Origin of the sequence: Phocaeicola barnesiae DSM 18169 = JCM 13652, assembly GCF_000374585.1 — a bacterium.
Lineage (GTDB): Bacteria > Bacteroidota > Bacteroidia > Bacteroidales > Bacteroidaceae > Phocaeicola > Phocaeicola barnesiae.
The window spans coordinates 204,938-230,160 of record NZ_KB894643.1 but is presented as its reverse complement, the minus strand read 5'-3'; the positions used below and the strand labels follow the sequence as shown (position 1 = coordinate 230,160).

At 48.7% G+C, this 25,223-nt stretch carries 18 protein-coding genes; 11 read left to right on the top strand and 7 right to left on the bottom strand.

Annotation, left to right across the window (positions count from 1 at the left end; translation table 11 throughout):
* Positions 1–73 precede the first annotated feature (73 nt).
* The 5 genes from C510_RS0100955 to C510_RS0100935 all read left to right on the top strand — a co-directional run bounded on the left by C510_RS0100955 (position 74) and on the right by C510_RS0100935 (position 7,641).
* Positions 74–2,350: a cation:proton antiporter domain-containing protein gene (locus tag C510_RS0100955; RefSeq protein ID WP_025892128.1), complete on the top strand. Its 2,277-nt coding sequence runs from the start codon at positions 74–76 to the stop codon at positions 2,348–2,350.
* Between the two features lie 135 nt (positions 2,351–2,485).
* The gene (locus tag C510_RS0100950) at positions 2,486–4,936 is read left to right on the top strand and encodes an FAD-dependent oxidoreductase (RefSeq protein ID WP_018709461.1); all 2,451 of its coding nucleotides are present in this window, start codon (positions 2,486–2,488) and stop codon (positions 4,934–4,936) included.
* Between the two features lie 2 nt (positions 4,937–4,938).
* A complete protein-coding gene (locus tag C510_RS0100945) occupies positions 4,939–5,310 on the top strand; it encodes a MarR family winged helix-turn-helix transcriptional regulator (RefSeq protein ID WP_025892129.1) in 372 nt (123 codons plus the stop codon).
* A complete protein-coding gene (locus tag C510_RS0100940) occupies positions 5,310–5,891 on the top strand; it encodes an epoxyqueuosine reductase QueH (RefSeq protein ID WP_018709459.1) in 582 nt (193 codons plus the stop codon). The genes C510_RS0100945 and C510_RS0100940 overlap by 1 nt, the downstream gene beginning before the upstream one ends.
* Before the next feature lie 184 nt (positions 5,892–6,075).
* Positions 6,076–7,641 (top strand): ATP-binding protein, encoded by a 1,566-nt coding sequence (locus tag C510_RS0100935; RefSeq protein ID WP_025892130.1) that lies wholly within the window; start codon positions 6,076–6,078, stop codon positions 7,639–7,641.
* A 134-nt stretch (positions 7,642–7,775) separates the two neighbouring features.
* On the opposite strand, the gene C510_RS0100930 is transcribed toward C510_RS0100935, so the two are convergent.
* Entirely contained in the window at positions 7,776–8,420 is a 645-nt protein-coding gene (locus C510_RS0100930) for a hypothetical protein (protein ID WP_025892131.1), read from the bottom strand.
* 167 nt (positions 8,421–8,587) lie between these two features.
* Between C510_RS0100930 and C510_RS0100925 the strand changes: the two genes are divergently transcribed.
* Genes C510_RS0100925 through C510_RS0100915 form a run of 3 tightly spaced genes read left to right on the top strand, consistent with a single transcriptional unit; the run spans position 8,588 to position 10,475 of the window.
* Positions 8,588–9,163, top strand: coding sequence for a DUF4251 domain-containing protein (locus C510_RS0100925; RefSeq protein WP_025892132.1), 576 nt, complete (start codon positions 8,588–8,590; stop codon positions 9,161–9,163).
* A 25-nt stretch (positions 9,164–9,188) separates the two neighbouring features.
* The gene (locus C510_RS0100920; protein WP_025892133.1) at positions 9,189–9,827 is read left to right on the top strand and encodes a DUF4136 domain-containing protein; all 639 of its coding nucleotides are present in this window, start codon (positions 9,189–9,191) and stop codon (positions 9,825–9,827) included.
* A 15-nt stretch (positions 9,828–9,842) separates the two neighbouring features.
* Complete coding sequence (locus C510_RS0100915) at positions 9,843–10,475, top strand: outer membrane beta-barrel protein (RefSeq protein ID WP_022340601.1); 633 nt, start codon at positions 9,843–9,845, stop codon at positions 10,473–10,475.
* 174 nt (positions 10,476–10,649) lie between these two features.
* Here the strand turns inward: C510_RS0100915 and C510_RS0100910 are convergent, their stop codons facing one another.
* Positions 10,650–11,531: an aldose 1-epimerase family protein gene (locus C510_RS0100910; RefSeq protein ID WP_018709453.1), complete on the bottom strand. Its 882-nt coding sequence runs from the start codon at positions 11,529–11,531 to the stop codon at positions 10,650–10,652.
* A gap of 126 nt (positions 11,532–11,657) precedes the next feature.
* Here C510_RS0100910 and C510_RS0100905 point away from each other — a divergent pair, with 126 nt between their 5' ends.
* Both C510_RS0100905 and C510_RS0100900 read left to right on the top strand, forming a co-directional pair.
* The gene (locus tag C510_RS0100905) at positions 11,658–13,685 is read left to right on the top strand and encodes a tetratricopeptide repeat-containing sensor histidine kinase (protein WP_154651927.1); all 2,028 of its coding nucleotides are present in this window, start codon (positions 11,658–11,660) and stop codon (positions 13,683–13,685) included.
* 5 nt (positions 13,686–13,690) lie between these two features.
* A complete protein-coding gene (locus C510_RS0100900; RefSeq protein ID WP_018709451.1) occupies positions 13,691–14,446 on the top strand; it encodes a LytR/AlgR family response regulator transcription factor in 756 nt (251 codons plus the stop codon).
* Between the two features lie 91 nt (positions 14,447–14,537).
* Here C510_RS0100900 and yfcE read toward each other — a convergent pair whose 3' ends face one another.
* From yfcE to C510_RS0100880, 3 genes are all read right to left on the bottom strand, one after another.
* Complete coding sequence (gene yfcE, locus C510_RS0100890) at positions 14,538–15,083, bottom strand: phosphodiesterase (protein WP_018709449.1); 546 nt, start codon at positions 15,081–15,083, stop codon at positions 14,538–14,540.
* Positions 15,084–15,202: 119 nt separating this feature from the next.
* Positions 15,203–18,754, bottom strand: a complete 3,552-nt coding sequence (nifJ, locus tag C510_RS0100885) for a pyruvate:ferredoxin (flavodoxin) oxidoreductase (protein WP_018709448.1) — start codon at positions 18,752–18,754, stop codon at positions 15,203–15,205.
* Between the two features lie 56 nt (positions 18,755–18,810).
* Positions 18,811–19,989: an ATP-binding protein gene (locus C510_RS0100880; RefSeq protein WP_018709447.1), complete on the bottom strand. Its 1,179-nt coding sequence runs from the start codon at positions 19,987–19,989 to the stop codon at positions 18,811–18,813.
* Between the two features lie 114 nt (positions 19,990–20,103).
* Between C510_RS0100880 and C510_RS0100875 the strand changes: the two genes are divergently transcribed.
* Positions 20,104–21,291: a hypothetical protein gene (locus C510_RS0100875; RefSeq protein ID WP_018709446.1), complete on the top strand. Its 1,188-nt coding sequence runs from the start codon at positions 20,104–20,106 to the stop codon at positions 21,289–21,291.
* A 60-nt stretch (positions 21,292–21,351) separates the two neighbouring features.
* Here the strand turns inward: C510_RS0100875 and C510_RS0100870 are convergent, their stop codons facing one another.
* A complete protein-coding gene (locus tag C510_RS0100870; RefSeq protein ID WP_018709445.1) occupies positions 21,352–22,836 on the bottom strand; it encodes a S41 family peptidase in 1,485 nt (494 codons plus the stop codon).
* A 151-nt stretch (positions 22,837–22,987) separates the two neighbouring features.
* Entirely contained in the window at positions 22,988–25,123 is a 2,136-nt protein-coding gene (locus C510_RS0100865) for a peptidylprolyl isomerase (protein ID WP_022339462.1), read from the bottom strand.
* Positions 25,124–25,223: the final 100 nt, after the last annotated feature.

The window sequence follows — 25,223 nt, the reverse complement described above, 5'->3', positions numbered from 1 at the left end:
TTTTTTCTGATAATCCGTCGCACATGTTATATTATTGTTTTACTTTTGCACGGTAATTCAAACACAAGGAAAAATGTCACATTTAGCTCCGCTTATCAGTGATTTGGCACTGATTCTGATTTGTGCCGGTGTTATGACACTCATCTTCAAGAAACTGAAGCAACCGTTGGTGTTGGGGTATATCGTTGCCGGTTTCATGGCCAGCCCTCATTTTGAGATTACTCCGTCGGTCACCGATACCTCCAATATCCAGACCTGGTCGGACATCGGTGTCATCTTCCTGTTGTTTGCCTTGGGGTTGGAATTCAGCTTCAAGAAACTGATGAAGGTAGGCGGGTCGGCGGTGATTTCGGCCTGTGCCATCATTCTCAGCATGATTGTGGTGGGCGTTTTCGTGGGCTGGTGTTTCGGGTGGAAACAGATGGACTGTCTCTACCTGGGCGGTATGCTGGCCATGTCTTCCACTACCATCATCTACAAGGCCTTCGATGACATGGGGCTCCGGCAGCAACGCTTTGCGGGGCTTGTCCTCAGTATTCTGATACTGGAGGATATTCTGGCCATTGTCCTGATGGTGATGCTGTCTACCATAGCGGTGAGCCAGAATTTCGAGAGCGAAGAGATGATTTCCAGCATCCTGAAGCTGATATTCTTCCTGGTATTGTGGTTTGTGGTAGGCATTTACCTCATTCCGCTGTTCCTGAAACGGGTGCGGAAGATGATGAGTGACGAGACATTGCTCATCGTTTCGTTGGCCTTCTGTTTCGGGATGGTGGTGCTGGCGGCCCAGGTAGGTTTCTCGCCGGCTTTCGGCGCGTTCATTATGGGGTCCATTCTTTCGGAAACCATCGATTCGGAGCGTATCGAGAAACTGGTGAATCCGGTGAAGGACCTGTTCGGAGCCATCTTCTTCGTATCGGTCGGTATGATGGTAGACCCGGCCATGATTGTCAAGTATTGGGGGCCTATTGTGGCCATTGTGATAGCCATCCTGCTGGGACAGACCATTCTGGGAACCGGAGGTGTGCTGCTTTCCGGTCAGCCGCTGAAGATTGCCATGCAATGCGGGTTCAGTCTGACCCAAATCGGTGAGTTCGCTTTCATCATCGCCTCGTTGGGAGTCAGCCTGAAGGTGACCAGCGACTTCCTTTATCCCGTTGTGGTGGCCGTATCCGTCATCACGACGTTCCTGACACCTTATATGATTCGTCTGTCGGGACCGGCCTATCAGCTGGTGGACCGGCTTCTTCCGGTTCGCTGGAAGAATCTGATAACCCGCTATACTTCCTCTTCCGGCGCGCAGAACGCCAACGTAACCAACTATTGGCGGAAGCTGCTGGTGGCCATTGTCCGTATCATTGTAATCTATGTGGTGCTTTCCATTGCGGTGACCGCCTTTTCCCTGCATTTCATCCTTCCGTTGCTGAAGGCGGCCATGGGAGATCTGTGGGGACGGATCATCGGTGCGGTGATGACTACCCTGCTGCTTGCCCCGTTCCTGCGCGCGCTGATTATGAAGAAGAACCGCTCCATCGAGTTCAAGGCGTTGTGGGCGGACAGCCGTTTCAACCACGCCCCGCTCATCTCGCTGATTCTGCTCCGTGTCGTGATAGCGAGCATGTTCATCATGTACCTCATCAATTACCTGTTCCGTGCCTCGGCCGCTCTGGGAGTCGGTATCGCCTTGTTGCTGATTATCTTCATGATATTCTCCCGTTTCCTGAAGAAGCAATCCATTGCGCTGGAACGTACCTTCGTGCAGAATCTGCGTTCGAAGGACATGCACAAGGAATATCTGGGCGAAAAGCAGCCGGAATATGCCGGCAACCTGCTCGACCGTGACTTGCACTTGTCGGATTTGGTGGTAGCCGCCGAATCGTTGTGGTCCGGTTGTACCTTGCGCGAACTGGATTTCAGCCGGAAATACGGAGTCTACGTGGCCTCCATTATCCGCGGAGCCCACCGCATCAATATTCCGGGTGGTGACAACCGGATTTATCCGGGAGATACCTTGCAGGTAATCGGTACCGACGAGCAACTGGCTGAATTCGCGGCCCAGGCAGATAAGGTTTCCGACGGACGCGAGGAAGAGGATTTCGAGAAGCGGGAAATGTATCTGAAACAATTCGCCTTGACGGCAGATTCTCCGTTTGTCGGCCGATCAATCATCGATTGCGGCATCCGGAATGTGTACCATTGCCTGGTAGTGGGCGTGGAGTCCGGTCATGACGGCAACCTGCATACGCCGGATGTACAGGCATCGTTGCTGAAGGACGATGTGCTTTGGGTGGTAGGCGAGGCCGGAAACCTGAAACGCCTGTTCGATGCCGGTACGGCCGTGACCGCCTGAGGGCAAAAGAGCGGCCAATTCCTTAAAAAGCACTAAAGGGAAGAAATTTTCCACTGGAAATTTTGTTATAAGGAAATAAAATAATTCCTTTGTAAAAATTTTCCAGTAGAAATAATTTAAAACAACTTTAGTGTGATGAAATATGTCGTAATAGGTGGAGTAGCCGGAGGTGCAACGGCTGCTGCCCGTATCCGTAGAAATACAGAAGAAGCAAGCATCGTTCTTTTTGAGCGGGGAGAATACATTTCGTATGCCAATTGTGGCCTACCTTATTATATAGGCGGTGTGATAGAAGACCGTGAGCGGTTGTTCGTACAGACGCCGGAGGTGTTCGGCCGTCGGTTCAACATCGATGTGCGTACCCGTTCGGAAGTGATAGCCATCGACCGTGCGAAGAAGGAAGTGAGTGTCCGTACCGCCGACGGGAAAGAGTACCGTGAGTCTTACGACAAGCTGTTGCTCTCTCCGGGAGCTTCGCCGGTGCGTCCTCCCTTGCCCGGTATCGACCTCCCGGCTATCTTTACCCTGCGCAACGTCTACGATACAGACCGTATCAAGCAATACCTGAACAGCCATACCGTACGTCGGGCCGTCATCGTAGGAGGCGGTTTCATCGGTCTGGAGATGGCCGAGAACCTGCATCATGCCGGAGCCGAGGTGGCGGTGGTAGAAATGGCCGACCAGGTGATGGGGCCGATTGATTTCTCCATGGCGGCGCTGGTGCACGAACACCTGTTGCAGAAGGGGGTAAAACTCTACCTGAAGCAGGGTGTGGAGGCTTTTGAACCGTCGGCAGAAGGGGTGACCGTGAAGTTCCAGTCCGGTATCCGTCTGGAAGCGGACCTGGTGATTCTTTCCATCGGCGTGCGTCCGGAAACGAAACTGGCCGTAGAAGCCGGAATCGAGTTGGGCGAGATGCGGGGAATCAAGGTGAACGAATACCTTCAGACTTCCGACGCCTCCATCTACGCCGTAGGCGATGCCATCGAATATCCGCATCCGTTGACGGGCAAACCGTGGCTGAATTATCTGGCCGGTCCGGCCAACCGGCAGGGACGCATCGTGGCCGATAACCTGGTCTTCGGGAACAAGGTGAGGTACGAAGGAGCCATCGGCACATCCATCGCCAAGGTCTTCGATTTGACGGTAGCCGCTACGGGACTCCCCGCCAAGCGCTTGAAACAGATGGAAATCCCATACCTCTCGGCGACGATTCATGCCGGTTCGCATGCCGGATATTATCCCGGTGCCTTACAGATGGACATCAAGATTACTTTCTCGCCCAAGGACGGCAAGCTCTACGGAGCCCAGATTGTGGGGTACAAGGGGATAGACAAGCGTATCGACGAATACGCCCTGACCATCAAGCGGGGAGATTCCGTATACGATTTGATGGAGCTGGAGCATGCATACGCGCCTCCGTTCGCTTCGGCCAAGGACCCGGTAGCCATTACCGGATATGTAGCCGGTAATATCCTGAGCGGCAAGATGACTCCGCTCTATTGGCGGGAACTCCGGGAGGCGGATTTGTCGGAAGTGACTCTGGTGGATGTCCGTACGCCGGATGAGTTTGCCCTGGGTAGCCTCGAAGGAGCGGTCAATATTCCGCTGGACGATATGCGTGAACGCATGAGCGAGATTCCGAAGGACAAGCCGGTCTTCCTGTTCTGTGGAGTAGGATTGAGGGGCTATCTGGCTTCGAACATCCTGAAAGCGAACGGATATGCCGATGTACGCAACCTCATCGGCGGACTGAAGACGTATCTGTCGGCCGTCAAGCCGGTTGTTTCTTCGGGCTGGTCGTGCGCGCCTGTTCCCCGAAAAGAAACCTGTACCTGCGAAGAGCCGGTGGCTGCCCGGGTAGTGAAGGTGGACGCTTGCGGAATCCAGTGTCCGGGTCCTATCCTGAAGCTGAAGAAGAGCATGGAGGAACTACAGGCCGGCGAGCACCTGGAAATCCGGGCGACCGATGCCGGATTCCCCCGCGACGCGGAAGCCTGGTGCCGGACAACCGGACACCGCTGGATAGGAAGCCGTTCGGAAAACGGAGTCTATCGGGTTGAAATAGAGAAGGCTACCGCCTGTTCGGTAGCGGCCCATCAGCAGGCTCCCGTAGAGAAAGGAAAAACTTTCATCCTTTTCAGTGATGACCTTGACAAAACTTTGGCTACTTTTGTGCTGGCAAACGGCGCGGCGGCTACCGGACAGAAGGTGACTGTCTTTTTCACGTTCTGGGGACTGAACGCCATCAAGAAGGTACAGAAGCCGAAGGTGGAGAAGGACTTCTTCGGTTGGATGTTCGGCAAGATGCTTCCTTCCAGCTCGTTGAAGCTGAAGCTCTCGAAAATGAACATGGGCGGCATCGGCAGCAAGATGATGCGTTACCTCATGAAACGCAAAGGCGTGGATTCGTTGGAATCCTTGCGTCAGCAAGCCCTGGACAACGGTGTGGAATTCATCGCCTGTCAGATGTCGATGGACGTCATGGGCATCAAGAAAGAAGAGTTGCTGGATGAAGTCACCGTAGGCGGTGTAGCCACCTACATGAGCCGTGCCGAAGAGGCCAACGTGAATCTCTTTATTTGATTATGGAAAAAATTCAATGTATATGCAGGATGAGAGAGCTGTTCAAGGCTCTCTCTGATTTGGAAGCCGACCTGATAGCCAATTACCAGGTGACACTGAACGAGGCGATGGCGTTGTGCAGCATCGGACAGGAGACGGTGACGGCCAGCGTCATCGTCGAACGGACGGGGATGACTCCTTCGCATGCCTCGAAGGTGCTCCGTTCCATCGAGGCGAAGGAACTGGTTATCCGTAGCCTGGGCGAACAGGACAAGCGGCAGATGTATTTTGTACTCAGCGAAAAGGGTCGGAATTGCCTGGAAGACATCAAGCGGAAAGGCGTGCGTGTACCGGATTTGCTGGTACCTTTGTTCAGCGAAGGAGAGGAAGCGTGATGAAAAAGAAGAAGTTTGAACTGGAAGTGCCGGGCGGTGCCGATAAGGTGCTGCTGCATACCTGTTGTGCCCCCTGTTCGTCGGCCATCATCGAATGTCTGATGCAGCACGGCATCCGTCCCACCATCTATTATTGCAACCCGAACATTTATCCGCTGGAAGAGTACCTGATCCGTAAGGACGAGTGTACGCGTTATGCCACCTCGTTGGGGCTGGACATCGTGGATGCCGATTACGACCACGAAGCGTGGCGATGTGCGGTGCAGGGACTGGAGCAGGAACCCGAACGGGGAGGGCGTTGCCTGAAATGTTTCAAACTCCGTCTGCGCGATACCGCCCGTTATGCCCACGAACACGGCTTTACGGTCATCACCACGACCCTGGCTTCTTCACGCTGGAAGAGTCTGGACCAGATCAACGAGGCCGGACGTTTCGCCGTCGAGGCTTTCCCCGATGTGACCTGGTGGGACCAGAACTGGCGGAAAGGCGGCTTGAGCGAACGCCGCATCGCCATCATCAAGGAATATGATTTCTATAACCAGCAGTATTGCGGTTGCGAGTTCAGTATGCGGAAAGAATAAGCAGCCATGCTGTTTTAGAATCGGAGAACCGTTTTTAGGGAGGCTACTTTACTGAAAGGGTGAAGTGGCCTTTTTCCGCTGGATGTCCTGACTGTCCCGTTGGAAGAGAAAAATCCGTTTTTCATTTGTCTATACTGTCGCCATTTCGTATCTTTGGTGGTGATAGTCTATAATGATTTTCTATATGAAGTATCCGATAGGAATCCAGAGTTTCGACCGGCTGATAGAGGACGGTTACGTGTATGTCGACAAGACGGACATGGTGTACTCCCTGGCAAAGGAGGGGGCAATCTATTTCCTGAGCCGTCCGCGCCGTTTCGGCAAGAGCCTTCTTGTGTCCACGTTGAAGAACTATTTCCTGGGCCGTAAAGAGCTTTTCAAGGGGTTGAAGATAGAGGCCTTGGAGAAGGAGTGGAAGGTCTATCCAGTATTCCACATGGATTTCAACGGTTCTGATTATACCAGACAGGGGATGCTGGAAAACCGCATAAGAAGTTATGTTTCCGATTGGGAAAAAATATATTCACTGGATTCAGGTGAAATCGGTTCGGACATCGGGAACCGCTTTGTCAAGGTGCTTCGAGCGGCTCATGAACAGAGCGGCCGTCGCGCCGTAGTTCTTGTCGACGAATATGACAAGCCGATATTGGATGTGCTTGACGTGAACAAGAACCTGGAAGAGGAGCACCGGAATATCCTCAAGGGTTTCTATTCGGTGTTCAAGAGTGCCGACGAGCATCTTCAGTTCGTGTTCCTGACGGGTGTGACCAAGTTCTCTCAGGTGAGCGTGTTCAGCGGTTTCAACCAGCCTAAGGATATCAGTATGCACGGCAAGTACGAGACACTCTGCGGCATCTCCCAGGAGGAGCTTGACGCTACTTTCCGTGATCCGATAGAGTCGATGTCCAAAGTATACCGGTGCTCTTACGACGAGATGCGTGCGATGCTTAAGGCCCAGTATGACGGCTATCATTTCAGCGATTTCATGACCGATGTCTATAACCCGTTCAGCCTTCTGAATGCCTTTGACGCGCAACGAATCAGTGACTACTGGTTCAAGAGCGGTACGCCGACTTATCTGATCCGTCTACTTTCGCATACTGACGAGAATATGGACGAGATAACGGGCAAGTATTATGCTCCCAAGGAGTTCATCGACTACAAGGCCGATGTGGAGCAGCCTCTGCCGATGATCTATCAGAGCGGTTATCTGACAATAAAGGATTTTGATCTGCGCCGTAACCTGTTCCTGCTTGACTATCCGAACAATGAGGTGAAGGACGGTTTCCTTTCACTGGTTGCCACCAAGTATTTCAAGGGGAGTGAGAGCGTGGATTCCTGGACGAAGGATGCCGCCTTCCAGCTGGAGGAGGGTCGGCTTGATGACTTCCGCGCAGGCCTTACCTCTTTCCTGGCCAGCATCCCGTACACGATGCGCCGCAAGGAGAACGAGCGTGAACGTGAACGCTATTTCCACTACACGTTCTACCTGATTATGCGCCTCATCAGTGTGTATGCGGTGTATGCGGAGAAGGTCCAGAGCCGCGGGCGGGTGGACTGCATCGTGGAGACTCCGGAATATGTGTACATCTTCGAGTTCAAGCTCGACGGAAGCGCGGAGGAGGCACTCCGTCAGATTGAGGAGAAGGGTTATGCCCTTGAATACGCGTCCGACAGACGTAAGCTCTATAAGATAGGTGCGGTGTTCTCTTCCGAGACGGGTACGATATCGGAGTGGCGGACGGCATGATTGGATATACCCATGTAAAAAACGTCCGTTTGTTCAAGTCAATACAAACGGACGTTTTGATGTAAATACGAGTTCGTTTTAGGTAAGACGTCCGTTTGTAATAACGGATGTACAATGAGTTGATTAGCTGATTTTTATTCCTTTTGCGATTCTAGCGGTGTGGTATTTTCCTTGTACGCCGCGAATCCCTTCACTTTCACCCGGTCTTTCTTCTCTTCCGCTTCGGCGGCGGCCGAACCGAGCTGGTTCATGTTTTCCTTGATGGCATTGTGGGTGTCGAAGAAGGAATCGAGCAATAGTTTCAGGTGTTCCTCCAGTTCGCCTTCGTTGGGTGAGAAATAGGTATGGCAACGGGAATGGATACCGACGGTCTTCTCGTCCTCATCGGCCATGTACACGGTAGTGACCAGCGAGTTCACGTTCACCAGGTTGATGAATTCCTTCAGATACGGGAAGGCTTCGTTGTCGGCCGAGATGGAGCCCCACCACGGGTTCCAGATCATGATGAAGCGGCTGTCCTCTTCGGCGGCGATGTAGAAATCGTCTCCCTGATACTTGAAGGTGACGTTCCCTTCCTGATTGATGGAAGGCTGGCAACCTATTTTCTTCAGGGTGCTGATGACCAGGTCCTGGGTGGAGATGTCATCCAGTTCGTTGCGGCTCATCCGTTCGATGTGTTCCAGTTTCTTCTTCCGTTCATGGATAATCCGTAGTGCAAACAGGGTAATGGGCCATAAGGCCAATGCAATGACTGCAATCAAGATGGTAATATCGGTCACGTTGTTCATAATACAGGGCGATTTAAGATTTCTATCAATTTTTCCCCTTAAATATACGGAAATAATCGATAGGAATAACATCTATTAGTCTTTTTTATGAGGTATCTCTTAAGTAAAACGCCAATTAGGTTTGTTTATAGTACGAAACTAAACTAAATTTTTAGATTATGAAAAAAATTGTATCATTTGTGGTGTTAGCTCTATGGGTGGCTCTCGGGCACATCCATGCCCAGGATCAACAGGATCAGAAGAAATTGTTGCGTGAGCAGCGGCGTGAGGAGCGCAGGGCACAGGAAGAGCGTCAGGACAGCCTGCAGTTCAGCCAGGCTTTTCAGGCTATCAACAACAAGGCATTTACGCTGGAGGCCAATCAGGTTGTCTTCAAGTACGGGCAGACAGCCTTTGTATCTTCCAATACCAATTTCGTGTCTGTAAACGATGACCAGGCGGTTGTCCAGATTGCCTTCAATATTCCGGCCGCCGGTCCGAACGGCTTGGGAGGCATTACGGTGCAGGGTTCCGTATCCGGTTATCAGGTGACGACAGACAAGTCGGGCAATGTCTATGTGGCGATGAATGTGATAGGTGCTGCCATATCGGCTGCCGTAAACATTACGCTCTATAGCGGAAGCAATCAGGCTTCGGTTACCGTAAATCCGAACTTCAACTCCAATCAGCTGACTCTGAACGGACAATTGGTTCCTTCTTCTCAGAGTACGGTTTTCCAAGGTTCAACATTCTAAACTATATCTTAAAAGTAATTCGATTATGAAAAAACTGTTTTTTCTTCTATGCTTGGCACTGGGAATGGTGTCTTGTGAAAAGGATCCCAATCTGGATGACTTGAGTTCCCAACTCGTGGTCTATACGGACTATGACAAGAATGCCGCATTCGATTCGTTCCAGACTTATTACCTGCCGGACAGTATCCTGCTGCTGAACTCTTCGAAAAACAAGACGTACTGGAGTGACGAAAATGCCCAGGCTATCATCCAGGAAGTGGCCAACAACCTGAACGAGCGTGGATACGTACGTATCGCAGACCCTCAGTTCAAGTCGGATGCCGACTTGGGTGTACAGGTTTCTTACCTGGCGCAACAGACCGAAGTGATTACCGGAAACTATCCGGGCAACTGGTGGAACTGTGCCTACTGGGGTAGCTACTGGGGTGGCTGGTATTATCCGTACCCGTTGACGTATTCGTACAACACGAATGCTCTGGTGATGGAGCTGCTAAACCTGACTAACCCGACCAACAGCCTTCAATCGTCCAACAAGCTACCGGTAATCTGGTACGCCAATGCTTCCGGATACAAGTACGGAAACAGCGATTATAACCTCGATTTGTTGCTCGATGCGGTAGACCAGGCTTTCGAGCAGTCATCTTATATCAGTGCAAATAACTAATAAGAAGTAACAGTCATGAAAAAATTGAATAGATTATTCAGACAAGCTGCTGTAGCGGTAGGCTTGTTGGTTGCCGGTGTAACACAGAGCTCGGCTCAGGTGGATATGAATAAATTCCATGCGATAGTAGACTGGCAGGTGAACTCTCCGTTGTCAAACGATTTCACCGAAAAGATGAGCGGTTGGGGTATGAACTTCGAGGTGCTGTACGATGTACATCCGAACGTAGGGCTGGGCGGCTTCATGTCCTATCATACCAACCATAAATACGTAGGCCGCGAAACCCTGTCGCTCTCTTCGACCGAGGCCCTGACTACCGACCAGCAGCGTTCGGCTTTCCAGCTTCCTTTCGGTCTTTCTGCCGCTTTTCCGTTGGTGAACAATTCGATAGCCAAACCTTACCTGGGCGTGAAGACAGGTGCCATGTATGCCCAGTATACCACTTATTTCGGTACGGGCGGTGTACAGCATGACAGCTGGGGCTATTACGTTTCTCCGGAATTCGGTGTACGCATCCATCCTACCGGACAGCATTGGGGACTTCACATAGCCGGTTACTACAGCTATGCCACCAATCATGTACAGACACTTACAGGCGAGATAAAAGGTTTACATAACTTGGGTTTCCGCTTGGGTGTGATTTTCTAACGACTCAGAAGAAGCACTCATTTTTACAAACATAAACTTTCTCATTTCAGGCATGGTAGTTGTGAAACTGCCATGCCTTTCTTCTTGCTTTCCAAAAAGCGCGGACGAAGACCCGGTAGATTTGAAACTTCCGGAATCTTCGTCCGCTGTATTTTTCGGAATGGTTCTCTATCATCAGATATCTTCCAGGGTGATGGTATATCCGCCGGTAAAGCTCTTGCCCGGTTTCAGGTGTTGCATCCATTCCCGGTCTTTGAATTCGCCGTCATAGCCTACCTGGTCGCATCGTCCGTACCAGGGCTCCAGGCAGATGAACGGAACATCCGGGTGCACGGCGCTGGGCGACCAGATAGCCACCAGCGGTGTGGAGAACTGCATGCTCAGGTAAGGTTTCTTATCCTTGTCGCAGAGTACCAGATGGTTCACCTGGCTGTTATCGAAGATGTAAGTGTCGCAGGCGAAGGTCTCACGTCCTATCTCCATCAGGCCGTCCTGGGTGCTGAGGGTATGCCGGGCCGGAGATACGCATCCTTTTTCCACCGGGCTGATGTATTGCAGTCCTTTCGCGTCGGGACCTATGCCGACATAGGCATGTACTTCGTCCAATACATTGAAGTCTCTGTAATAGAATGCCGGATGGGCACCAATCTGGAAATGCATTTCCTTTTCCCCTGTATTCTGTACGTTCCAGATGACTTCAATGTGGTTCTCCTTTAACCGATAGCCGATTTCCAGAACGAACGGGAAAGGATATTTGGCCAGTGTCTCTTCGTTGCTTTCCAGGGAGTAGACTACGGCGTTTTCTTCTTCATAGCTCAGCTGGAAATCCATGTCGCGGGCAAATCCGTGTTGTCCCAGTTCGTAGGTTTTTCCTTTGTGGGTATAATGGTTGTTCCAGACTCTTCCTACGATAGGGAATAATACCGGCGAGTGGCGTTGCCAGAATTTCGGGTCGGCCTGCCACAAGTATTCGTTTCCATTGGCTACAATGCTGGTCAATTCAGCTCCTGATTCAGAAATCTGTAGCGTGATTTTATCATTCGACAATGTTTTCATGATAGTTGTTGTTTAAAATTTCATTAGTCCAAAGGTAAAACTTTTTTCTAGTTGGTTAACAAAAGATTAAATATTTTTTGTTTCTATTTTCTACTTGTTTACTTTTGTAGGATAATCAAATGAAGAATGAAGCTAAAGGCATTACTATATATTGTTGCGATGTGTGTGATGGGAGGGTGTTTGGGTGGCATCTTTTCCTGCAACCGGATTCAGACGAACAGGCCGGAAGAAGACATGGATTCCTTTCTGTTCGATTTGTCCGCGTCGATGGGCGATACTTCCAGTGACGTTGTACGGAAGGTAGACAGCATGCTGCAGGTTACTACCGACAGCTTCTGGTATTACCGCTGCTTGTTGTTGAAATCGAAGATAGCCTTTTATGAAGGCCGCTTTGACACTTCCATCGTGATGCTGAAGCAGGTGGAGCGTTTCGGAAACCGGTTTGCGGAGGATAAGCGGGTCTTCTCTATCTGGGCGGACTTCTTTAACATGCGGGGAAACATCTACGGGCGGAAAGCGCAGATAGATTCCATGATTTGGGCTTTCGAGAAATCCTACTATTACGTGCAGAAATCGGGGAATGCCCGGATTATGCCGGATATCTGCCTGAACCTGGCCGACGCGTATGTGCGTGACGGCCGTTACGACTGGGGGGCTTTCTGGTACAGGCGCAGCTTGTCGGTGATGGATTCACTCCGGTTGCCCGACTATACCCGCTTCCCGGCTTATTATGGGTTGGCCCAGGTGGAGATGGAACTCCGGAATTTCAAGGATTGTGATTACTATTACGACCTGGCGTACCAGTATTTTGACCGGATGCGTCCTTACGAAAAGCATATCTACCTGAATAACCGCGGAAATTCTTATTATTTCCGTGATGATTATCAGACCGCTCTCACTTACTTCAGACGTTCGCTGGCGTTGGTGTCACAATATCCGGAGTTGGAGTTCGAACGGAACCTGACCATGGTCAATCTGGGTGAGGTGTTCATGCTGATGAATCAGACAGATTCGGCTACCTATTATCTGAAACTCTGTTACGATTATTTCCATCGCACCGGAAATGTATCGGCTCTTTATTATATCGATACCCAACTGATTGAACTGGCCCTGAAGCAGGGAAAGGTGGACTTGGCTACCCGATACCTGAAGCAAGCCGTTGTTCCGGAATACATCGAACCTAACATGCTGCACATCCGGAACCGCTACCTGGAACATTATTTTGCCGAAAAGGGAGATTTCCGGACCGCTTACCGGTATCAGGCAGAGAACGAGAAGATAGATGACTCCATCCGGAGTGAACGTATCCGGATGCGGGCCGAAGAAATCGCTTTGAAGTATAAGCAGGACAGTACCTTGATGAAGAAGGAGCTGCTGATACAACAACAGGAGAATGAAGTGCTCCGCCTGCATCAGGTAACCTATGGCTTGGCTTCGGGGCTGTTGCTGGTATTGGCCGTATCTGCCCTGGTGGTGATTTACAGGAAGCGGAAGAGCGACCGTGAGCAGTGGAACCTGCAACGTGCGATAGCGGCGCTTCGTCTGGAGAACGCCCGTAACCGGATTTCCCCTCATTTCATCTTCAATGTGCTGAACCGGGAACTGGCAAGTACACAAGGTGTTGCCCAGCATAACAAGCTGATGAACCTGGCCAAACTGATTCGTTGGAACCTGGAACTGACCGATAAGGAAGCGGTCTCGTTGGCCGAAGAACTTGATTTTGTCGATACCTATGTAGCCCTTGAGAGCGAGGGGATGGAGCAGTTCGAGTACATCCGGCGGATAGACGATGCCCTTTCCCTGCCTCATGTCCGGATTCCTTCCATGCTGATTCAGATTCCGGTGGAGAACGCCATCAAGCATGCCTTGCGGGCCAAGGAAGGGGCAAAGAAACTATGGGTGGAAGTGAAGGCGATGAAGAACAATGAGCTGGAAGTGATTGTCTGTGACAATGGAGGAGGCTACCGGCGGAACAGCGCTTTCAAAGGGACAGGCACCGGATTGAAGGTAATCACACAAACCATTCAGATGCTGAATGCCTGCAACAAGCAGCCGATTGTGCTGACCGTGGAGAATGTATCGCTGGAGAATGGGGAACAAGGATGTAGAATCCGCTTTACAATTCCGTTGAATTATTCTTATCAACTTAGATAACAGCTATGGAAACCAAGATGAAAGTTGTCATCATCGATGACGAAGAAAGTGCAATAGACAACCTTTGTTTTCTGCTCAAGAAATACGAGGGGGTGTCGGTCGTGGGAGTGGCCCGAACAGGTGCTGCCGGTCTCAAGCTGGTTCAGAAGGCAAAACCGGAGCTGTTGTTCCTGGATGTGGAACTTCCCGATATGATGGGGATGGATGTGGCCACCCGTTTGAGGGGAACCGTTGACTGGCAGATGAAGATTGTATTCTATACGGCTTACAATAAATACCTGATAGATGCGTTGCGTAGTAGGGCTTTCGATTTTTTGTTGAAACCGATTGATGTCAATGAGATGGAAGTAGTGATGAAACGTCTGTTGCTGGATGAGGGCGACACAAGTGAAGTGTCCGCACCACGGATGGTATTGGATGAAGACAAACCTTTCATGCTGTTCACTCCGACCGGAGACTTGCGTTTTGTGCGTCCGTCTGAAATCGGTTATTTCCGTTACGTCTCTTCGCGGAAAATCTGGGAAGTAGCCTTGTCCAACGGCTCGTTCCTGCCGCTCAAACGGAATACTACCGCCGATCAGCTCTGCGAGTTCGACAATTCCTTCGTCCAGATTCATCAGTCTTATATTATCAATATGAACTATCTGGTGATGGTGAAAGAGAACCAGTGTATCATGTATCCGCCTTTCAATCTCGGCGAGGAATTAATGATTTCAAAGAAATACAAGAAAGAGATGATGGAGAAATTCTATCAGTTGTGATTCCGGGTGTATCCTGACCGGGAACGGAACATGAACGGAAATCCCTCCTGCTGCATGGAAGTAGCGGGAGGGATTTTCTGCATCTGGGGCTTCAGAAAGACTGGCTCAGGTGTTTGAGGGGAGTCCCGTCCAGCCGGTAGACGGTTACACTTCCGTCTTCGTAGACGGCAAAGGTCGGTTCGTTTCCTCCTTTGGGCAACGTGATGGAACCCGTATTGCAGACCACGGTCTGCTCCGTCTGTTCCAGTTCCCAGAGATGGGTGTGTCCGTAGAAGAAGAAATCGTGATGGCCTTTCGGGAAATGCTGTTCATTATAGATGTGTCCATGGGTCAGAAAGAGCCGTTTCCCGTTGTCTACCAGTTGCAGGTAATCGGACAGGACCGGGAAATCCAGCATCATCTGGTCTACTTCCGAGTCGCAATTTCCGCGGACGGCCACTATCTGGTCGGCCATGCCGTTCAGGCGTTGGGCAACCCCCTTCGCGTTGATTCCTTCGGGTACTTCGTGACGGGGACCGTAATTGAGGACATCGCCCAGGATGCAAAGCATGTCACATCGGTTCTTCTGATAAAAGTCCAGCACTTGTTCCAGCGTGGAAAGCACTCCGTGTATATCGGATACAATCAAGTATTTCATGTGGTAGGGATTAAGGGTTATGTTTCGTTTTTTCGGGCCAAAGATAGGGATTCCCGGGCAAATAAAAAAGAGGACACCCCGTTTGGAATGTCCTCTTCTAAGTTTATGCGAGGAATGGATTATTCTTCGTTAGACCAGTCCATGGCAGCCATACGCTTGTAAGAAGCGTAACGTTTCTTAGCCATGTCTTCGCAAGCAGCGAACAGGTCGGCAGCTTCTGCCGGATACTGTTTCATTACAGATGCGAAACGAACTTCACCCTTCAGATAATCCTGGAAGCCTTCCCAGTTCGGTTCTTTAGAATCGAGTGAGAACGGATTCTTACCTTCTTCTTCCAGAGCCGGGTTGAAGCGCCACAAGTGCCAGTAACCACATTCAACAGCCTTCGCTTCTTCAGCCTGAGATTTACCCATACCGGCTTTCAGACCGTGGTTGATACACGGAGCGTAAGCGATAACCAATGACGGTCCAGGATAAGCTTCAGCTTCGCGGATAGCCTTCAGTGTCTGAGCCTGGTCGGCACCCATAGCAATCTGAGCAACGTATACATAACCGTAAGTAGTAGCAATCATACCCAGGTCTTTCTTACGTACACGTTTACCTGAAGCGGCAAATTTAGCGATGGCACCCAGCGGAGTAGCCTTAGAAGACTGACCACCGGTGTTAGAGTAAACTTCAGTATCCAATACCAGGATGTTTACATCTTCGCCAGAAGCGATTACATGGTCAAGACCTCCGTAACCGATATCGTAAGAAGCACCGTCACCACCGATAATCCACTGAGAGCGTTTTACCAGATAGTCTTTGAATTCGGCGATAGTAGCGCAAGCGGCACACTTGTCTTTTGCAGCTTCTACCAACGGAATAATCTTTTCAGCGGCAGCTTTGCTCTTGTCTGCATCGTTGCGGCCGTCAATCCATTCCTGGAATGCTTCCTTGTATTCAGCCGGAGTACCTTCGGCAGCGATAGCTGTCTTCATGGCGTCTTCCAGACGGTTACGCAATTTCTTGTTGGCTAATTCCATACCCAGACCGAATTCGCAGAAGTCTTCGAACAATGAGTTAGCCCAAGCCGGACCCTGACCCTTTTCGTTGGTTGTATACGGAGTTGAAGGAACAGAACCAGAGTAGATAGAAGAACATCCGGTAGCGTTGGCAATCATTTCACGGTCACCGAACAACTGAGAAATCAGTTTTACGTACGGAGTTTCACCACAACCAGAGCAAGCTCCAGAGAACTCGAACAACGGAGTAGCGAACTGAGAGTTCTTCACGTTAGCCTTGGTATCTACCAGGTGTTGTTTTGTCTTCACGTTTTCAGCGCAGTAAGCCCAGTTGGCAGCTTCGCTCATCTGAGTTTCAAGCGGCTTCATAGTCAAAGCCTTGCCACCCTTCTTCGGGTTGCCCGGACATACATCGGCACAGTTACCGCAACCCAGACAGTCGAGAACGTCTACCTGTACGCGGAATGTCATACCGTCGAACTGCTTACCTACAGCCTTCAATGTCGGGAAGTTAGCACCAGCCTGTTCGTTGGCATCCAGTACGAACGGACGGATAGCAGCGTGAGGACAAACGTAAGCACACTTGTTACACTGGATACAAGTTTCAGGATTCCATTCCGGAACGAAAGCAGCTACACCACGTTTTTCGTATTTAGCTGTTCCCTGATGCCATGTACCGTCTTCGATACCCTTGAATGCTGATACCGGCAGCAAGTCGCCGTCCTGTGCATTGATCGGACGAACTACTTCGTTGATGAATGCAGGATCGTTGTTGGCAGCAGCGCCTTCCACTTCCAGGTTAGCCCAAGCCGGGTCAACAGTCAGCTGTTTGTATTCACCACCACGGTCAACGGCAGCATAGTTCTTGTTAACTACGTCTTCACCCTTCTTACCGTAAGACTTCACGATGAACTTCTTCATCTGTTCTACAGCCAGGTCAACAGGGATAACGCCTGTGATACGGAAGAATGCAGACTGGAGGATGGTGTTGGTACGGTTGCCCAAACCGATTTCCTGAGCAATCTTAGTAGCGTTGATGTAGTATACAGTGATGTTGTTTTCTGCGAAATATTTCTTAACCTTGTTCGGCAGGTTCTTAGCCAGTTCTTCGCCTTCCCAGATAGTGTTCAGCAAGAATGTACCGTTCTTACGCAGACCACGGGTTACATCGTACATGTGCAGGTAAGCCTGTACGTGGCAAGCTACGAAGTTTGGAGTAGTTACCAGGTAAGTAGAGCGGATCGGATGATCACCGAAACGCAGGTGAGAACAAGTGAAACCACCTGATTTCTTAGAGTCGTAAGAGAAGTAAGCCTGGCAATATTTGTTGGTGTTGTCACCGATAATCTTCACTGAATTCTTGTTGGCACCTACAGTACCGTCGGCACCCAGACCGTAGAATTTAGCTTCGAACATGCCTTCGCCGCCCAAAGCGATTTCTTCTTTCTGAGGCAGAGAAGTGAATGTTACATCGTCTACGATACCGATAGTGAAGTGGTCTTTCGGAGTCGGCAATGCCAGGTTTTCATATACGGCCAGAATCTGAGCCGGAGTAGTATCCTTAGAACCCAGACCGTAACGTCCACCTACAATCAACGGAGCGTTTTCTGTTCCGTAGAAGCAGTCTTTTACATCCAAGTACAACGGTTCGCCGTTAGCGCCCGGTTCTTTGGTACGGTCGAGTACGGCGATACGCTTAGCAGTCTTAGGCACGGCAGCCAGGAAGTGCTTAGCAGAGAACGGACGGTACAGGTGTACAGAAACCAAACCTACCTTTTCGCCGTTAGCAACCAGGTGGTCGATAGCTTCGCGGGCAGCTTCTGTTACTGAACCCATTGCGATGATGACGCGTTCTGCATCTTCGGCACCGTAGTAGTTGAACAGACCGTAGTGACGTCCGGTGATTTTGTTGATTTCATTCATATAATCTTCTACGATAGCAGGAACTGCTTCATAGAACGGATTGCAAGATTCTCTGTGCTGGAAGAAGTGGTCAGGGTTTTCAGCCATACCGCGTGCAACCGGTTTGTTCGGGCTTAATGCACGTTCGCGGAATTCAGCCAAAGCTTTCTGGTCTACCAGCGGAGCGAGGTCTTCGTTTTCCAGCATTTCGATCTTCTGGATTTCGTGAGAAGTACGGAAACCGTCGAAGAAGTTTACGAACGGAACACGAGACTTGATTGTTGACAAGTGAGCCACACCGGCCAAATCCATAACTTCCTGTACAGAACCTTCGCACAACATCGCGAAACCAGTCTGACGGGTAGACATGACATCCTGGTGGTCGCCGAAGATACACAAAGCATGAGAAGCCAATGTACGTGCTGATACGTGGAATACGCAAGGCAAGAATTCACCGGCAATCTTATACATGTTAGGAATCATCAGCAGAAGACCCTGAGAAGCAGTGTAAGTAGTTGTCAAAGCACCAGCCTGAAGAGAACCGTGTACTGCACCGGCAGCACCACCTTCAGACTGCATTTCCTGAACCAGAACTGTTTCGCCGAAGATGTTCTTACGACCTGCGGCAGCCCATTCGTCTACATATTCAGCCATAGTAGATGACGGGGTGATGGGGTAGATAGCTGCAACTTCCGAGAACATATAAGAAATATGTGCTGCAGCTTGGTTACCATCACAAGTGATGAATTTTTTTTGTTTAGTCATACAATTACTCAATTATGTTAGGTAATATAAAATTAGAATCTGTTATCTTTTTCGTATCAATACAGGAAACCGAACAGCCATAAAGGTATCTGGTTTCCGTGTCCCATTTCCATTTTGTGCATGGCATAATATACATTCGGATTGCTTTTCACCTTGCTGTGTTCACTGCAAATCCGGAAGTGCAGTTTCTCGTCCACCAGGAAAGAGGTCCCTTTGTCGCCTTTGTTCACTTTGTGGTCTTTCCACAAGGTATTGACGAAAAAGGTCTCCAGCACGTCCTGCTCTTCGACCTTGACCGGATAGATACTGTACATCAGGTTGGTGTTGTGCATCATTATCTTGGCCGGTTTCTTCGGGAACATTTCTCCCTTGGGATATACCATATTGATAAGCCTTGCATCTGCCAGGTATTTGATGTAGTTCATTACGGTGGCACGTGATGTCTGTATCTCGGTCGCCAGCTGACTTACGTTAGGAGCTCCGGGGCCGTCAACCGCCAACAAATATAGTAATTTTTTTATCTTTGAAAGATATTTCAGCTCAATTTGTTTGATTAAAAGGATATCAACCTCGATCATCATGTTCATGGTTTTCAGCAGGTTCTCTGAGAAGTTCCGCTTTTCGAGGAAAAACGGGTAGAAACCATGGTGAATATAGTCTTGCAGGTAGTTGAGCGGGTTGATGTGTGGAAGAATCGTCTTCGCGATGTGTTCGTGGTTCTGCAGGATATCTTCCAGGGTATAAGGGGTGAAATGGTTGCCGGTCTGTAGGTTCAGAAACTCGCGGAAAGAGAAGCCTCGCAGGTTGTAGGACTGTACGATGCCGTTCAGCTCTGGGTTTTCTTCTTTCAGACGCATGACGGAAGACCCGGAAAAGATGATTTTCAGATTCGGGTATTTCTCGTAGCAGGTACGGAGCGCCTTGCTCCAGTCTTGTAACTTGAATACCTGGTCGATGAGAAGTACCTTTCCTCCTCGTTTTACGAATTCTCCGGCAAATTCTACCAGGCTGACTTCTGAGAAATAGAAATTATTCATGTTGATGAACAGGCAGGAACGGTCTAATCCGAATTTTTCTTTGGCATATTGTAGCAGGAATGTGGTTTTTCCCACTCCACGTGTCCCTTTGATTCCGATTAGTCTGGCATTCCAGTCTATTTCGTCCATCAAATCGCGGCGTACCGGGGCGCTGGTATGCTCTACCAAGTAGCTGTGTGTTCTATAAAAGGCTTCCATGAATTTCTGTTTCTACCCTGCAAAGATAAGAATACTTCATGATATTGCAAACTGGAGTTGTCAAAATTTAAATTTTTCATGTAACTTTGTGTCTCATCTGAAAGCTCAATCTGTATGAATGGCTGGCTTTATTTGTTTAACCCGGAGCATGACATGGCTTTGGCTAATTTTACACCTTATTATCGTCCTCCCCGCGAAATAATCCGAATGGGACAGGATTTGTCTTACCTGCCCTTGTGGTATGCCGAGAAGGGGAGTGGGGTGAAGGTGGCCGACGAGTGTCTTTCTGCTTCTTTTCTGGCGGAATGTATCTCGATGGGGGTACATCCTGAGGGTGTGACCGCGACGACCTGGGAAGGAACGTCTATTTCCCCGTGGGGATGGGACCCTGCTTTGGTGAATCGCTTGCGGAGCGAAGGGGTGCCTGCAGAGCGTTGTCCGGATGAGACGGAACTGAGGCGGATACGTTTTCTTTCCGGAAGACAGCGTTGTGTAGAAGTCCTGAAACAATTCGGTGACATGGATGGCATTTGCGGGAAGGCTGTAGAATGCCTGACGATAGACGACGTCAGGAATTTCATGGAAGATGCCGGCGAGACGATCTTGAAATCGCCCTGGTCGGGGAGTGGGAGAGGACTTCTCCGCATATCTCCGGACAGCTGGAGTGAGAATGTAGAAGGTTGGGTGGCCCGTATCATCCGGACGCAAGGAGGAATCATGGGAGAACCCTTGTATCAGAAGGTCTGCGATTTCGCCATGGAATTTTATGCTGACGGGATTGCCGGTGTCTCTTTTGCGGGATATTCCCTGTTTGAAACGGATTCCCATGGAAATTATAAATTGAATCTGCTATTGCCGGATTCAGTGATAGAAAAGCGTTTGTCCGAGTATGTTCCTTGGGAGACATTGCACGCGGTGAAGGGACGCTTGCTTTCTTGTCTTCGTGCTTTATTGGGAGGGGATTATACCGGTTATCTGGGCGTAGATATGATGATTTGTCATGAAGCTGGAAAATATGTGATACATCCTTGTGTAGAAATCAATCTCCGGATGAATATGGGAGTCGTATCGCGGTTGTTTTTCGACCGTTATGTGGCTCCTTCTTCTTCAGGAAAATACGTGGTCGAACATTTTCAGGCTGATGGGGAAGCTATCGAGAAACATCACAGGCTTATGGCCGAATCTCCCTTGTCGGTTTCTGATGAGGGCCGTATTCTTCAGGGATACCTTTCGCTTACTCCAGTAGTATCTGAAACCCGTTATCAGGCTTATGTCGAAGTGGAAAATGGGGAAGGGAGATAGGAAAAGCCTGTACGTATAAAGGATGAGGTGTACGTACAGGCTTTTTCGGCTATTTCAGCTTTATTTCTTGAAAGTTATAGGTCTGTCGGCGGCAGGTAAAAGAATGCGTTTGCCGAAGTTCGCTTTTTGCGGCTGTCCTTTCACCTTTTGCCAAGGTATTATGCTTCGTGAAAGTGCATTTGTTTCGGGATATTGTTTCCCTTCTTTTTCCAATGCGACACGGAGCAATGCCTCATTTTCATCTCCCAGTTGTACGGGCTGCATGGGGTCGTCAGTGGCTTTAATATCTGGTGTCAGTCCGTTAGGCATACAAGGGGTTTCATTTTCGCTGTTCATGTAGATGCTTATCATGACATAAATTCCCCAGTTCTTGATTGCAGTTGGAGTAACTTCTTCCATCATATCATAAAGTTCTTTGCTGGATAGAGGTATACCTGTACAATATTTGCCATGCGATTGTTCACCTATCAGTGTGATAGGCATATATGGCATCAGGCCTCCTATCAAAGCTTCGGAAGCTGAGGCTGTATTAGGGCCTATGAGGGCATAAATGTGTTCTAAACCGATATTTGCTCCCTCAGTGCTGACGTTTAGCCCTACCGATTCATAATTGAAGGTAGTGGTAAAACGGGTGACACTGCTCCACCCGGATGCGGTCAGTAGCTCATTGTAGTCTTCTTTTTCAAATATTGCTTTGGAGTCAACTACGTCTTGTGGGGCAAACATAGAGGCCAGTACATTTTCTGTGATAACATAACCGCCACCATTATAACGTAAATCTAATACAAGCTTCTTGACTCCTTTTGCCTTAAAATCTTTGCAGATCTCAATCAGTTCGGGTATTGAATTTAAATCGAAACTGCTATAGGCCAGATAGCCAATTTTATTCCCGTTATCTAAATCAATGGTTTTGTAACATAAAATAGGATTTTCATACATTTCAACAGCTTGCATTGTAACCGTCTGTTCTGTTGGCACAATTGTGTTGATTGTTGCATCGTAAGCAGCTAGTGAAAGTGTGATTTGAGAAGAATAGAATAAGTCTGTATAATTGTTTACAGTCAATGGCTTTCCGTCAATTTCATAGATGATGTCACCTCTCTTTAAGCCTGCTTTTTCTGCAGGACTGTTTTGATATACATAAGCCACGGCCGAAACACATTGCCCTGTACTTTCATCCAGCAGATAAGTTATAGGTTGATAACCATATGTAGTATAGACACCTTCCAGGCTGCTGTTGAAACTTTCAAAGTCATCAGTCAGCATGGTCCATCTGTCTATTTCTGTATCTCCTTCATGGTAACGGATTTCATTGACAGTTGTGATGGGGTCTGTGTTTGTTTCCGGATTCAGTCTTAGCAGATCGTTTGATATATCCTTGTTCCAATAATAAAAAGTTTCTAATGATGTTCCGGCGAAAATATTGGCATGGTATTGTTCATCGGTTGTTATTCTTCCGTTCTCTGCTTTTTCTTCTGTACAACTGTTGAATAGACTTAAACAGCAGATTATGACAAATAGTTTAAGGTTAAATATCTTTTTCATATTGTATGTTTTTGTGGTATATATCAGATATGGAATATCAACTTGGGCAGCTATTAATGAAGTCAGGCCGTCTTGATGGCATAAGCTTTCAAGACGGCCTGACTAAACATTGCTATATAATCTGTTCAGATAAACAGGTGTCGCTTAATGATTAGAAGAACAGATAGCGTTCGTCTACGACATTGGCTCTCTGATACAAATCATTGATGAACTGGCTGCTCATGCGTGCGGCCATATTCGATAATGTTGTTTCTTCTTTTTTAGCATCGTATGTTTCAGCGGTCTTGTCTTTTTGAAGAACCTGAATCATGTAAACTCCTGCATTACCCTTAATCGGAGCACTTACCTGATTGACTGCAGTCTTGGCAGCGTAGGCACCGATAACCGGTTCGCTGGCTCTAGCTACAGAAATGTAAGCAGGTGCAGAGAAAGTTACATGTTTTACGGTATCACTGACAGCACCGTTCATTGCTTTCACCTGTGCCAGAGAGTTGAATCCCTTCATCTGTGTCATCAGCTGTTCAGCTTTCTTGTCGCGACGGATTTCTGTACGGAGCATGTCTGCTACAGAATTGATGTCACGATATCCTGCCTGATGAATCTTGTCGAGTGCTACAACCATCAGGTGGTCGTTTTCACCGCATTCGTACAACGGAGAAACTTCTCCTGGTTTAGCGGCGAATACCCATTTTAAAGCTTCGCGGGTAGATTTTACACCACCTACATAATGTTCTGCACTGGAGAAATCGGTACGCGGAATCAAGGAGTATCCATTTTCTTCAGCGTTCTTTTCCATATCTGCGATGGTAGTGTTCTGTGCAACAAACTGGCTGAACTTGTTGTAGGCATCGTTGTAAGTTTCCTTGCTGAACTCTACCGGACGTTTCACGATAGCTACTTTGTATTTGTTCTGGTTAGCCTTCTTGTCCATTACTTGCAGAATCAGGTTCGCCTGTCCAATCTGCAGGTTGGTAATGTCCTTAACCGGTTGGTCAATCAAGGCATTGATGAACTTACTGTTTTCAGCATCCAGTTCTGCTCCTTCCCAGCTTCTGGCACTTACCCAGGTTGCTTCACCGGTCTGACCGTACTTCTTGGCCAGTTCCGCGAAATCGGCTCCGTCTTTCAGCGCAGTGTAGATACTGTCAGCCAAAGTCTTGGTCTTGGCTTCGTCTTCAGCATAGACCTGAATCTGACGGAACTGGATAGAATCTGGGGCAGTTACTTTAGCGATAATCTTGAACGCATTGTAAGAGTCGTCTGCCTGATTGTAATACGGACCATAAATTTCATTGATGGCTGTAGAATCCAGACGGGCAGCTACATCGCTCGGTAATACGTTTTTGCTGACCGGAACATCTGAATATGATACAGCTGAACCAGTGGTGCGTACGAAAGCGGCATAATCAGCAGTAGTGTTTGCCAACTGGTTGCTGTATTCTGTTACCTCTTCCTGAACGGCTTTTCTATCGGCGTCTGAAGGTACGACTTTAATGTCGATGTAACGGATATCACGAGTTTCTACCAGCTGTTTGAACTGTTCTTTTTTCTGGTTGTACAAATCCTTGACTTCTGCATCGCTGACCTGGATTGTAGAGTCGCTGATAGCTGTATAAGGTACGCCAGCTACTAACAAATCGCTTTGCTCGGTACGTCCCTTAAATGCATCTTCTGCAGATACAGGATTCGAAATCAGAGATTTGGAAATCAGATTCTGATATTTTTCTGCCAAAGTAGATTCTCTCAGTGTCTTTTCGATGAAATTCCACAGATTACCCATTTTCTGATAGTATTCTACATACTGTGCCGGCATTTGAGAGTTGTTCAGGTTAGCATAGTCTACCAGGAACTTTTTCAGCATATCCTTGTCGAAAGCACCTGTTTGCGGGTTGCGGAAAGGAGTCTGCATCAGCAACGGGTGTGTACCTTGGTCGATGATAGCCTTGATTTCTGCGTCTGTTACAGTCAGACCCAGTTTTTCTGCTTCTGCAGCAATCAACTGGTTGTTGACGTAAGACTGCCATACCTGGTCTTTGATGTTGGTAAGTTGTTCATCTGTCAACGAATTCAGTCCGTTAGTCATTTTGATGACTTCGCTGTATTCATCTACCATTTTCTGAAAATCCTGTGCGGAAAGTTCTTTTCCATTCACCTCTCCAACGTCTTGTTTTCCCTGATGAGGCTGGAGGATTTTCCAGGCATCACCTGCAATAAAGGCAAAAAGGGCAAGACCGATTACAATGACCAATAAAGGTCCTTTGCTTCGAATTGTTTGTAAAGTTGCCATTTAGATGTGATTATTTTTTGTTTATTGTTTTTTTATCTCTTCATAATTAGCGCACGAAGATACAAAAAATGCTTTTTCGTCGCTATTTTTGGGTTAAAAA

Coding starts and splice junctions, on each gene's coding strand:
- C510_RS0100955 (WP_025892128.1), top strand. CDS start 74: ATGTCACATTTAGCTCCGCTTATCAGTGATTTGGCACTGATTCTGATT.
- C510_RS0100935 (WP_025892130.1), top strand. CDS start 6,076: ATGAAGTATCCGATAGGAATCCAGAGTTTCGACCGGCTGATAGAGGAC.
- C510_RS0100950 (WP_018709461.1), top strand. CDS start 2,486: ATGAAATATGTCGTAATAGGTGGAGTAGCCGGAGGTGCAACGGCTGCT.
- C510_RS0100920 (WP_025892133.1), top strand. CDS start 9,189: ATGAAAAAACTGTTTTTTCTTCTATGCTTGGCACTGGGAATGGTGTCT.
- C510_RS0100905 (WP_154651927.1), top strand. CDS start 11,658: ATGAAGCTAAAGGCATTACTATATATTGTTGCGATGTGTGTGATGGGA.
- C510_RS0100945 (WP_025892129.1), top strand. CDS start 4,939: ATGGAAAAAATTCAATGTATATGCAGGATGAGAGAGCTGTTCAAGGCT.
- C510_RS0100875 (WP_018709446.1), top strand. CDS start 20,104: ATGAATGGCTGGCTTTATTTGTTTAACCCGGAGCATGACATGGCTTTG.
- C510_RS0100865 (WP_022339462.1), bottom strand. CDS start 25,123: ATGGCAACTTTACAAACAATTCGAAGCAAAGGACCTTTATTGGTCATT.
- C510_RS0100940 (WP_018709459.1), top strand. CDS start 5,310: ATGAAAAAGAAGAAGTTTGAACTGGAAGTGCCGGGCGGTGCCGATAAG.
- nifJ (WP_018709448.1), bottom strand. CDS start 18,754: ATGACTAAACAAAAAAAATTCATCACTTGTGATGGTAACCAAGCTGCA.
- C510_RS0100870 (WP_018709445.1), bottom strand. CDS start 22,836: ATGAAAAAGATATTTAACCTTAAACTATTTGTCATAATCTGCTGTTTA.
- yfcE (WP_018709449.1), bottom strand. CDS start 15,083: ATGAAATACTTGATTGTATCCGATATACACGGAGTGCTTTCCACGCTG.
- C510_RS0100910 (WP_018709453.1), bottom strand. CDS start 11,531: ATGAAAACATTGTCGAATGATAAAATCACGCTACAGATTTCTGAATCA.
- C510_RS0100915 (WP_022340601.1), top strand. CDS start 9,843: ATGAAAAAATTGAATAGATTATTCAGACAAGCTGCTGTAGCGGTAGGC.
- C510_RS0100900 (WP_018709451.1), top strand. CDS start 13,691: ATGGAAACCAAGATGAAAGTTGTCATCATCGATGACGAAGAAAGTGCA.
- C510_RS0100925 (WP_025892132.1), top strand. CDS start 8,588: ATGAAAAAAATTGTATCATTTGTGGTGTTAGCTCTATGGGTGGCTCTC.
- C510_RS0100880 (WP_018709447.1), bottom strand. CDS start 19,989: ATGGAAGCCTTTTATAGAACACACAGCTACTTGGTAGAGCATACCAGC.